This window comes from Spirochaetota bacterium (assembly GCA_038043445.1).
GTDB lineage: Bacteria > Spirochaetota > Brachyspiria > Brachyspirales > JACRPF01 > JBBTBY01.
In genome coordinates this window covers 1-10,957 of sequence record JBBTBY010000171.1, presented here as the reverse complement: position 1 = coordinate 10,957, position 10,957 = coordinate 1, and the positions used below count along the sequence as shown (strand labels likewise).

The following is a 10,957-nucleotide window of genomic DNA, read 5'->3' as shown; positions in this document are numbered from 1 at the left end:
GATCTGAAAAAGCGCATCGTCCATGAACTGGCGTTCACGCCGAAGGAGTGGGAGTCGCGCATGAACCTCACCGGCGGTGCTGTGTTCGGCAGCCTCGATCATTCGCTCCTGCAGATGGGATATTTCCGTATGCCCAATCGTCATCCGAAACGGCGCAATCTGTTTTTCGTCGGCGGGAGCATTGCCCCCGGGAGCGGTCTGCCGATGGTGCTTGTCGGCGCACGCCTCACGGCGGACCGTATCGCCGATGAGATGGGGTAGTGGATGCAGAAACCCGGCCCACCGCGCGAGCGCTCCATCCTCGAGCTCGCATCGATGCATTGGGATAAAAAGCGCCGCAATGCCTTTGTCGCATGTTACAGGATAATGCGCGCTGTCGACGACATCGTTGATAACAGACGCAAGCGCGGTATGCCGATACCGCGTACTGAACGCAAGGCGATAGAACGTACCATTACGGATATGATACGCAAGGGCGCTGTGTTCGACCCACGTTCCGAATGCAGAGAGCTGCTCGTGCCATCCTGGCCGTGGCGGCATTGGCTTCGTGCGATGCGCTACGATCTGGTGAAGGGCTGCTTTCCAACATATCGCGCGTTCCTTTCCTATGCCGAGGGTGCTGCCGTTGCCCCCGGCGCGATATTCATGCATTTGTGCGCATTACGTTCGGGAGAACGCCTGCGTTCCCCGCGATTCAATGTGCGCCGCGCTTCGCGCCCCCTCGCGCTTTTCTGCTATCATGTGCACATCCTCCGCGATATGAAGGAAGACGCCCGCGACGGAATCGTATTCGTTCCGGATGATATGCTCCGAGAGCATGGCCTCGATCGCGAAGGTTTCATCGGTGCGTTGCGTACACGCACGTTGTCCGAGTCTATCAGACATATTGCGCGGTTCTATCATGACCGCGGGACGGAATATCGGAAGGCATCGTTTGCGATGTTGGAAAGCATATCGGCCATGGTGGAAGAGCGTTATCGAATGAGCTTAAAGACGCTTTTCGATCTCTACGCCGAGATACATGATAGGATGGATGTTGCGCGGGGGTGTTTTACCGCGGATCTTCTGCAGCGTTCAAGACCGGATAGAAAGAAAAAAAATTGAACCGCGAAAAGCACGAAAGACACGAAAAGGTCAAGAGAATTAACCCGTAATTCTTTTCCCCTTTCGTGCTTTTCGTGTGTTTCGTGGTTATTTCTTCTCTCTTTTCCCTTTCGGAATGAGGTAGCGGAATGGATAGGCGCCTTTGAGTTTTGGTGGTTATCTCTCGTTCTTACGTACGGTCAGTTCCGATTAAGCGGGTGGCGGGCCATCTGCGAACGAAGATAGGGTTTATTGCAGTGGGTATAAATTTCCGTTGTGCTGATATCCGAATGACCGAGCATTTCCTGAACGCTTCTGAGGTCCGCCCCGCGCTGCAATAGATGCGTCGCGAATGAATGGCGCAGCGTATGCGGGAACACGTTCTTCTTGATGCCGCTCTCGCGCATCGTTTCCTTCACTATCTTCCAGATGCCCACGCGTGATATGCGGCTGCCGCGCAGATTGAGGAAAAGCTCGTTTATCCCTTTTTTGCCGCGGAGTATGCGCGGGCGTACGATCGCCAAGTACCGGCGCAGGAGTTTTTTCGCCTCGCCGCCGAACGGCGTGATGCGCTCTTTGCCGCCCTTGCCGTGCAGCTTGATATAACCGCCCTTGAACGAGATGTCGTTCACTGTCAGATCGCACACTTCGCTCACCCGCATGCCGCAGGAGTACATCATCTCGAAGATTATCTTATCGCGCAGGCCCTTGATCTTCTTAACGTCGGGCACGGAGAGAAGTCGGTCGACCTCGCGGACGGAGAGGTAGTCGGGGAGGGTGCGTTCCAGGTGAATGACCTCAAGGTTCTCTGCGGGGTTCTCCTTGATGATGCCTTCGGAGAGGAGGAACCTGAAAAAATTGCTGATCGAGACCTTATTACGGGCCACGGTGCGCAGTTTCGATGTCGTGCCCCGATGTTCGAGGAAACGTTCGATATCTTCTTTGGTCGATTCGGCGACCGGTTTCGCAAGCCCGCCGGTGATGTAATTGATGAAAAGGTCTATGTCGCGGCGATACGATTCAAGACTGTTCTCGGAAAGCCCCTTCTCGACCCGGACGTAGTCCAGGTAGGAGGTGAGCTGCTGGTCGTCATTCGCTGTTCTCATGCAACATGTGCCCCATCTTTTCTTTTTTTGTCCTCAGATACTTCTTACTCTCGCCGGTTGGCTTTATGATTATCGGCACACGTTCGACAATTCTTAATCCGTATCCTTCAAGCCCCACTATCTTCGCGGGATTATTCGTCAAAAGGCGTATGTTCTTAAGCCCGAGATCGGCGAGTATCTGCGCCCCGATGCCGTAATCACGCATTTCCGGGGGGAGCCCGAGCTTGACGTTCGCCTCGACGGTGTCATAACCCTGGTCCTGGAGCGCGTACGCTTTCAGCTTGTGGGTGAGCCCGATGCCGCGTCCTTCCTGCCGGAGATACAGGATGACACCGAGACCCTCTTTTTCGATGTAATCAAGGGCAAAATGGAGCTGGGATTGGCAGTCGCAGCGTATGGAGCCGAGAATGTCGCCGGTGAAGCATTCGGAGTGTACGCGAACGGCTACATTATCCCTGCCGTGTATATCGCCTTTGATGATGACAAGGTGCTGAAAGTTGTCGACATCGTTCTCGTACATGCGTATGGTGAACTCGCCGTGCGTAGTGGGGAGCCGCGCCTCCGCGGTCATGTGTATGAGCTGTTCCGTCTTGCGTCGGTACTCTATGAGCTCGGCGATGGATATCATGACGAGTGTGTGCTCGGCTGCGAATTTCTTGAGATCGGGCAGCCGCGCCATGGTGCCGTCATCGTTCATTATCTCGCAGATGACGCCGGCGGGATAGAGCCCCGCGAGCTTCGCCATGTCCACCGCAGCCTCGGTATGTCCGGCACGGCGGAGCACGCCGCCCTTCGCATACTTGAGCGGGAAGATGTGGCCCGGTTTTTTGAGGTTGCAGGGATCGGTACGCGGGTCAAGGAGCTCATGGATGGTCTGTGAGCGCTCATGGGCGGAGATGCCGGTGGTCGTATCCCTGCCGTCGACGGACACGGTGAATGCCGTGCGATGCGTATCGGTGTTCTGCGATACCATATCGGGGAGGCCAAGCGCCTGTATACGTTCATCCGGGAGCGGCACGCAGATGAGTCCGCGCCCGAATTTCGCCATGAAATTGATCGCTTCCGGGGTGATCTTTTCCGCCGCCATGACAAGGTCGCCCTCGTTCTCCCGCTCCTCATTGTCGACCATGATTATCATGCGGCCTTTGCGTATCTCGGCGACGGCTTCTTCAATTGAATTCAACATGTCATTTCCTTGCGTTCCCGCTCTCGATTGTCTATTATCGGTCAATACGATGACGCCCTCAAGGCCGGAATATGCCGGTCCTGAGGGGTATCGCCACAGTACAATATCACAAATCGGGCGCTCCGGTCAAGTGGACGGTAGTGCCCAAATCCTCACATAAGGATAAAGAGATACCACGGAGAAAAGGCCGAGAAAGAACAGAAGGGCAGCTGAACATTTTCACCCGAAAGATGATACCCTCTGCGCATTATCCTCCATGCTTTTTATTGCACTCTCTTACATTCTCTGTGCCGTGGTTTTATTTTCTTACGTGATGGTTCGGGTAAGGGGATGATCCCGTTCGCCATGCCATTGACAGAAGCTTGTTTTTATTGGACAATCGCGTTCTACAGGTCCAGTTAAGGAAGGAATGTTCTGTGCATCGAGCGAGCGTCCTTGTTATTGCCGTAATTTCCGCCTCAGCGGCGGGACTCGGTATCATCGCCGTGATATTCCCGAACCTCATCCCTTCAGCGTTCCTCGCAGTAAGCATGATGGTCTATGTCGTTCTCGCAGGCGGTATCGCTGTTTCCGCGTACGCCGCGGCACCGCGAACGGGTCCGGAGATGATGAAACGCGCGGATGCAGAACGCGTGGTGAGCGAGTACCGCGACATCATCGTGCTCCTTGAGGAGAAGAACGACTATCTCATCGCGAAATGGGATTCGCTCGAACAGAACAGGAAGATGCATGCCCGCGATCTTACGCTCGCCCGCGCGATACAGAGGAATATTCTCCCGCGCGAATTTCCCGCATCAGAGCGCATCCGCTGTGCCGCGCATTATCAGCCCATTGAAGGCGTCGGCGGCGATCTCTACGACGTCATCGCGCTCGATCGTGATATTTTCCTCGTCATCGTGGCCGATGTTGCCGGTCATGGGGTGTCCTCAGCGCTCATAGCGGCCATGCTCAAGGCGGCGATTGCATCCTACGCGGTACGCTATCCGTCGCCGGGCATACTGCTCGCACGTATCAATAAGAACCTCGTGCAGCAGATACCGACGGCACACTTCGTCACCGCGGTCGCCGCGCAGTTCAACTGCGAGACGGATACGCTCATCTATGCGAATGCGGGACATCCGCAGCCGCTGTTCCGCCGCGGACGTACCGTGAGCGAATTGCCTGCGCGGGGGCCCATACTCGGGACATTCCCGGCGGTCTCGTACACCGAAGAGTGCATGACGCTCTGCCCCGGCGATAAATTCGTTTTTTACACCGACGGTGTGACCGATCTGTCCGGTCATGCCGATAAACGCGAGATGTTCGGTGGTGCGCGCCTATCCGAGTCGCTGGCGCATCATGGTGCGCTCGATATCGCGGGTGTCGTCGACGGGATAAAGAGCGATCTCGCGTCGTACACGCATCGTCCTGACGATGATCTTACCCTGCTCGGGGTGGAGATTTCGCGCAAGCCGCCCGTACGCGTCAATGGATGAACATCGCGTCGCCGTACGAGAAGAAGCGATAGCGCATATCCCGGGCGGTCCGGTACGCGTTCATGCAGTGCTGAAAGCCCGCGAACGCCGCAACGAGCGCAAGCAGTGTTGAACGCGGCGTGTGGAAATTGGTGATAAGCGCGTCGATGCAGACGGGTCGATACGGCGGATAGATGAATATCGATGTCTCTCCGGTCAGCCGCCGGAAGCGCATCGCATCCGCATCATATTCGCTTTCGAGGACGCGCGCCGCCGTCGTCCCTGTTGCGATGATGCGCCTGCCTTCCTGCTTCGCGCGCACGATGCGTTCCGCTGACACCTGCGGGATGATGAATTCCTCCGCATGCATGCGATGTGCTGTGATATCATCCTCGCTCATCGGCGCGAACGTGCCGTAGCCGGTGTGCAGCGTGAGCCGCAGTATCTCCACACCGCGGGCAGCTATCGCATCGAGGAGCGCATCGGTGAAGTGAAGGCCTGCCGTCGGTGCTGCCGCCGACCCTTCTGCCTGGGCGTATACGTTCTGATAATCGATATTGTCGCGCTCGGTCGTATCCGGTTCCCCATCGGCCTCACGGCGTTTGATGATGTACGGCGGGAGCGGTATCGCCCCGTTGGCGGCAAGATAGTCACGGGTGAGATCGCGGGAAAACACAAGGCGTCTGGCCGTGCCGTCGCTGCCGGCGATAGTCGCGCGCATATCGCCCGGCAGGAAGAGTTCCGTACCGTGGCGGATATTTTTCCCGCGTACCAAGGCGTCCCATGTCCGTTCGTCGATGCGCTTGAAGAGGAGTATCTCCGCTCTGCCGCCGCTTTTTTTCACGGCATGGATGCGCGAGCGAATGACGCGGCTGTCATTGAGCACGAGCACATCTCCCGATCGCAGCAGATTCGGGATATCCCTGAAAATGGCATGCTGCAAAGCGCCGCTTGCGCGGTCAACGGCCATAAGTCTGCACTCGTCACGTACCGCGGACGGATGCGTCGCTATCAATGCATCGGGGAGGGGGAGGTCGTAGTCGGAAAGACGGGACGACATCCCGTCATGTGCCGGAGAGCGGTTCGCGTGCGAGCGCGATCTTCCCCGTACGCGCCATCTCCATGATGCCGTAGGGCTTCACGACATCGATGAACGCTTCTATCTTCTGCGTGGCGCCGGTTATCTCCGCGGTAACGACCTTCTGCGTGATGTCAACGACATTACCCTCGAACACTTCGATGAGCTGGAGTATCGCCGGGCGCGTATCTTTCGTCGCATGGATCTTCACGAGCGCCAGCTCCCGGTCGATGAAATTCTTCGATGAGAGGTCGAGTACCTTGATGACATCGATGACCTTGTTAAGCTGTTTCTTCACCTGGTCCATGACCTTCTCATCGCCGAGTACGACAACGGTCATGCGGGAAACCGTGGGGTCTTCCGTCTCCCCGACGGTGAGCGAATCGATATTGAAGGCGCGTGCGGAGAAGAGCCCCGCGATGCGGGCGAGTACGCCGAAATGGTTCTCCACAAGGCAGGCGATGACGTGCTTTCGTTCCATGGTGTTTCTCCGTGCGCTCGGATTATAGGGGGAGGGAGGGACTTTTGCAAGCGCATGCGGCAAGTGCTGCACACGGTGTGTGACTTTCTATTGTGGTAACGCAGAGAAATAATTGCATGAGGCCGGAATCAGCAGCCAGACACGAATTACACTAATTTCCACGAATTATTCGTGGTTGTTCGTGCAATTCGTGTCTATCCCTCTTAATTTGGCGTCAATCGATCAGAACATTTCACCTGCACACGTGCTGCTTGACATTTCTCCGCGTGATTATATCGTACCGCCATGCGATTCACCTTTCTCGGAACAGGCACGAGCGACGGCGTCCCCATGATCGCCTGCGATTGTGCGGTATGCAAAAGCCGCGACAGGCGCGACGTGCGTACGCGTACCTCGGCAATGATAGAGCATGAGGGCCGCGTTATCCTTATCGATGCATCATTCGATATGCGCGAGCAGATGTTGAGAGAGAACGTGAAACGCCTCGATGCCATACTCCTCACGCACCCGCATGCCGACCATGTGTTCGGTCTCGATGATCTCAGGCAGCTCAACAGGATCACGGGGACCATGCCTGTCTATTGCAATCGTCTCGGTGTGGCCGAGATCCATGAGCGTTTCGGATATTTTTTCAATCCGAAGCAGCGCGGCGGCGGCGTGTCGCAGATCGAGCTCCGGGAGACGACACGGCCGTTCACACTGTTCGGTCTTCGCGTCGTTCCGCTCCCGGTCAAACACGGTATTCTCGATATCCTCGGTTATCGCATCGGTGACATGTCATACATTACCGATGCGAGCTTTATCCCCGACGCCGTCGTCCGTGCGGCAAGGGGTTCGCGTGTGCTTGTGCTCAATGCGCTCAGGTATCGGAAGCATTCGACGCATTTTTCACTGCAGGAGGCGGTCGATATGGCGACGCGTATCGGCGCGGAGAGGACCTATTTCGTTCATTTCACCCATGATGTGAAGCATGCGGAGCTCGCGAAAGAACTGCCGCGGGGCATGATGCCCGCCTACGATGGGTTACGCCTTACCCTCTAGGGTGTCGATGAAGGCGAGAACGCCTGACTGATCCTCGAGCCTCAACACGGTCGTTCTTTCCTCGCGCGTGATCCTGAAATTGCGCAGGAATTTCACGAAATGCTTTCTGAATTCCTTTACGCCGTATGCCGGTCCGTACAGTTCCACCATATCCGCGAGCTCAAGCCGCATGACCGTCTTTATTTCATCCGCGGTCGTCCGCGGCGGAACGCCCGCTGCACGCAGCTCCCTGAATATCCATGGTTTACCGATGGCGCCCCGTCCTATCATGACCGCGGCCGCTTTGGTATCCGATAATACTCGCGTAACATCACCTGCAGTGAGTATATCGCCGTTGGCGATTATCGGTACCGATGATGCTTCGACGATTTTTGCGAGCGTATCCCAGTGGGGCGTTCCGCCGAACATTTCCGTGCGATAACGGGCATGCACGGCAATGAACACCGCCCCGGCGTCGATGAGCGCATGAAGACGCTCGATCTCCCCGCCTTCGCTCGGGCGGTCACCCAGCCGTATCTTCACGCACACCGGGATGGCGGTGTTCTCTCTGACACTGGTCACGATACGATGCATACGCTCGATATCCGACAGCAGCGATGCGCCGCCGCCGGTCCTGGTCACCTTCTTCACAGGACAGCCCATATTGATATCGATGAAGTCAAACGATGAGAAATCGTTGAGCGATACGGCGCGTGCGAAGTCCTCGGGTACACCGCCGAAGAGCTGGAGCGCTATGGGTGATTCGTCCGGGCGGTGTTCGGTGTAGCGATATGTTTTTTTGCTTCGTCGTGCGAGCGCTGCGGCGCTCACCATTTCGGTATACACGAGGTCGGCGCCGAAGGCGCGGGCGCGCCGGCGGAACGGGAAATCGGAGAAGCCAGCGAGGGGCGCAAGGAAATATCTCCCGACGTCAACACCGGCAATAATGAGCGGGTTCATCTGCCGTCACAAATGGTGAAATGGAACGTGCTGCCGGTACTGTCGGAAGTCGCCCGTATCGTTCCGCCGTGCGCTTCGACGACACGTTTTGCGATGGCGAGTCCGAGACCGGTGCCGGCCCTCCCCCCCGCCCCGCGGTGAAAGACGAGGAATATGTTCTCGATATGTTCCTTCGGAATGCCGATGCCGTTGTCCGCCACAGAGAAGAGCCAGGCGTTCTGCTGCCGCTCGGCGGTGATCGTAATGAGCGGGGCGATCCCCGGCGCTTGGAATTTTATCGCATTCTCGATAAGGTTCTGGAACAGCTGCACGAACTGTACCGGGTCGGCTGTGATCACCGGCAGATCGGATGCACGTATCGTTGCGCCGCTCTCCTCTATCGCGATGCGCAGGTTTGCGCGGACCTCGTCGATGATGAGCGAACAGTGTACGGTCTGCATGCGTTTTGGGGCTACACCCGCGCGCGAATACGCGAGCAGGTCGCTTATGAGATGGTTCATCTTATTGCCGCTGCGAACCGCGGCAGCGATGAATTCATGCCCCTTGTCATCGAGCACGCCCTGGTATCGGCGGCCGAGGAGCTCGAGATAATTGGTGATAAGCCTGAGCGGCTCCCGAAGGTCATGCGATGCGATCGACGCGAATTCACGCACTTCCTCATTGATGCGGATGAGCTCCGCCGCCTGCCGCTTGACCTCGCGATGCATGGTGAGAGATCGGTGCACGATGAGCGCAAGCCCGACGATGATGATGTAGAGGATGGCAAAGAACACCATGAGCGTTACCATGAGCGCACGCTCATTGGGGTTCAAGGGATGGCGGCGGTCACCCTTGACGATGTGCAGCACCTTCCATCCTGGTTCGGATATCGAGGGCAGGTTGTGATGGATGACACTGTAAGCGACGTTCGTGCGAGTGAAACGGTTCTCCCGCAGCGTGAGCGGAGCCGGCACGATCGGGAGGTCGGCGAACTGTCTCCCGAAATTGGTGGTGCCGTTCGTCGGGGGCAGTATCGAATGCAGTATCCAGTTCGTGTCATTGGCCGAGAATACGACGTTGTTCGGCGAAACGATAAGGGCGATGTTCCTGTGCGCGGCGAGCAGTTCGTCGATCACCGATGCATCGATCTTTATGACGGCAACACCGACGACAGCATTTCGTACACGTATCGGTGCGGCGCTGTAAAATCCGCGCTCCATCGTCGTGACACCGACCGCAGGATAAATGATGGGCGTGCCGCTTACGGCAGAGAGGAAATATTTCCGGAAGCGATAGTTGTTCCCGGTAATGTTCGGTCGTCCCGGTGCCGGGAGCGAGGCGGTGACCGTACCTTCGGAGTTCATGATGAACACCAGCGAGGCGCGATGTTCATTGAGCGCGAACGTGAACGCCGCGGCTGTCGATGCGTCGGACAATCCGCGCTTCCCCCGTGCCGTTTCGGCGGACTCCGGCAATGCGGCGAGCGCGGTGACGGCGCGCAGGGATGTCGAGAGGACGTAGGAATCGATCATTGCGACGGTCGGTGCCATCGCTTTTCGTTTTGTATCGATGAATGCTTCATAGCGAAGCGTTTCGGCGATGCTGTGGAAAACGGCGGCCGCCAGGGAGAGGAGGATAAGTATGACCGCAACGCTGATCACAAGGACCCTGTTCGTGCTCAGCATCCGTATCATGTTGCTGCCTCGGGGTGGAACGTACCGGTGTAACGCGGGGAGATGATCAATCTTGTTTCGGGAATCCCGAAGACGATGCCCCGCTCAGAAGGAACGATGAATCGCCGCCGACGATGTATTTCTTGAACAGGTTTATCATGCTTGCCGATGACAATCCGTTCGGATCGAATTCACCGTACAGCACCTTCGCCATATCATCGGTGAGCATCCACTCCTCATCGAACACGTTGGAGAACGCGTCGCGCGGTGCGTGGAACACGCGTGAACGGGCGAGCATGATGAAATTCCCGTCGGCATCGTAGTAGCCGAGTTCACCGATGAAATAGTTGTCCGGCATCCCGAGCATGATGTACCAGCTCCCGTAATGACGGTTCACCTCGACATCCATATGCTGGAATTTATGCTCGATGTTATCCGGGTCGAGCAGACGGTATATCTTCAGGTGGAGCGGTTTATCGGAAAGATGATGCTTCTCAAAATCCTCGTTCGCGATATCCCAATAGGCGAAGCACCATTGCGGATCGCGCACCGCGACGATAAGACGAGTGTCGCTGTAGCGTTCAGGGAGCTCACGCACCCGGTCGACGAAATCGAGTTCATGGAATTTCTTCGATTCTGCGATCTTGACCGAGGATGCCACTACTTTCAGGTCTGCGGCGGGTGCTTTCACGACCGCCGCAACAGCGGCGGCGATCTTTTTCTTATCGGTAGAAGTGTGTACAGCCTTTTTCGCTGCGGGGGCTTTCTTCGGGGCAGCCTTCTTTTCAGCCTTCGGCTTTTTTACCGCTTTCCTGCCGTTCGCGGACGGTACCGCTTTTTTTTTCGCCGCCATAATCGAGACTCCTTGTCAGTGGGGCGCTTCCTATCCCATGAAAGGCCTTCGAATCCGAGTGTTCTTGCAGACGCATGTGAGCGT

Annotated in this window: 11 protein-coding genes; 4 read left to right on the top strand and 7 right to left on the bottom strand. The window is 56.8% G+C overall.

What is annotated here, in order from left to right:
- Window positions 1–261: hypothetical protein (locus AABZ39_20815; protein ID MEK6797230.1), on the top strand; the 261-nt coding region annotated here is incomplete at its 5' end.
- Window positions 262–264: 3 nt separating this feature from the next.
- On the top strand, window positions 265–1,104 hold the full coding sequence (locus AABZ39_20810; GenBank protein ID MEK6797229.1) for a squalene/phytoene synthase family protein: 840 nt from the start codon (window positions 265–267) through the stop codon (window positions 1,102–1,104).
- Between the two features lie 179 nt (window positions 1,105–1,283).
- Here AABZ39_20810 and xerD read toward each other — a convergent pair whose 3' ends face one another.
- Window positions 1,284–2,189, bottom strand: a complete 906-nt coding sequence (xerD, locus tag AABZ39_20805; protein MEK6797228.1) for a site-specific tyrosine recombinase XerD — start codon at window positions 2,187–2,189, stop codon at window positions 1,284–1,286.
- Window positions 2,173–3,375, bottom strand: a complete 1,203-nt coding sequence (locus tag AABZ39_20800; protein ID MEK6797227.1) for a bifunctional 3,4-dihydroxy-2-butanone-4-phosphate synthase/GTP cyclohydrolase II — start codon at window positions 3,373–3,375, stop codon at window positions 2,173–2,175. The genes xerD and AABZ39_20800 overlap by 17 nt, the downstream gene beginning before the upstream one ends.
- A gap of 416 nt (window positions 3,376–3,791) precedes the next feature.
- Between AABZ39_20800 and AABZ39_20795 the strand changes: the two genes are divergently transcribed.
- Window positions 3,792–4,850 carry a PP2C family protein-serine/threonine phosphatase gene (locus AABZ39_20795; GenBank protein MEK6797226.1) on the top strand — a complete coding sequence of 353 codons (1,059 nt, stop codon included), beginning with the start codon at window positions 3,792–3,794 and terminating at the stop codon, window positions 4,848–4,850.
- Here the strand turns inward: AABZ39_20795 and queA are convergent.
- Both queA and ilvN read right to left on the bottom strand, forming a co-directional pair.
- Complete coding sequence (gene queA, locus AABZ39_20790; protein ID MEK6797225.1) at window positions 4,840–5,889, bottom strand: tRNA preQ1(34) S-adenosylmethionine ribosyltransferase-isomerase QueA; 1,050 nt, start codon at window positions 5,887–5,889, stop codon at window positions 4,840–4,842. The genes AABZ39_20795 and queA overlap by 11 nt on opposite strands.
- Before the next feature lie 4 nt (window positions 5,890–5,893).
- Window positions 5,894–6,388 (bottom strand): acetolactate synthase small subunit, encoded by a 495-nt coding sequence (gene ilvN / locus AABZ39_20785; protein ID MEK6797224.1) that lies wholly within the window; start codon window positions 6,386–6,388, stop codon window positions 5,894–5,896.
- A gap of 285 nt (window positions 6,389–6,673) precedes the next feature.
- Here ilvN and AABZ39_20780 point away from each other — a divergent pair, with 285 nt between their 5' ends.
- Complete coding sequence (locus AABZ39_20780; protein ID MEK6797223.1) at window positions 6,674–7,429, top strand: MBL fold metallo-hydrolase; 756 nt, start codon at window positions 6,674–6,676, stop codon at window positions 7,427–7,429.
- Here AABZ39_20780 and AABZ39_20775 read toward each other — a convergent pair.
- From AABZ39_20775 to AABZ39_20765, 3 genes are read right to left on the bottom strand one after another with little or no spacing between them, the layout of a single operon-like run.
- Window positions 7,412–8,368, bottom strand: coding sequence for a tRNA-dihydrouridine synthase family protein (locus tag AABZ39_20775; GenBank protein MEK6797222.1), 957 nt, complete (start codon window positions 8,366–8,368; stop codon window positions 7,412–7,414). The genes AABZ39_20780 and AABZ39_20775 overlap by 18 nt on opposite strands.
- Entirely contained in the window at window positions 8,365–10,041 is a 1,677-nt protein-coding gene (locus tag AABZ39_20770) for an ATP-binding protein (protein MEK6797221.1), read from the bottom strand. Before AABZ39_20770 ends, AABZ39_20775 begins: the two co-directional genes overlap by 4 nt.
- A gap of 46 nt (window positions 10,042–10,087) precedes the next feature.
- A complete protein-coding gene (locus tag AABZ39_20765) occupies window positions 10,088–10,873 on the bottom strand; it encodes a DUF4912 domain-containing protein (GenBank protein MEK6797220.1) in 786 nt (261 codons plus the stop codon).
- Between the last annotated feature and the right edge of the window lie 84 nt (window positions 10,874–10,957).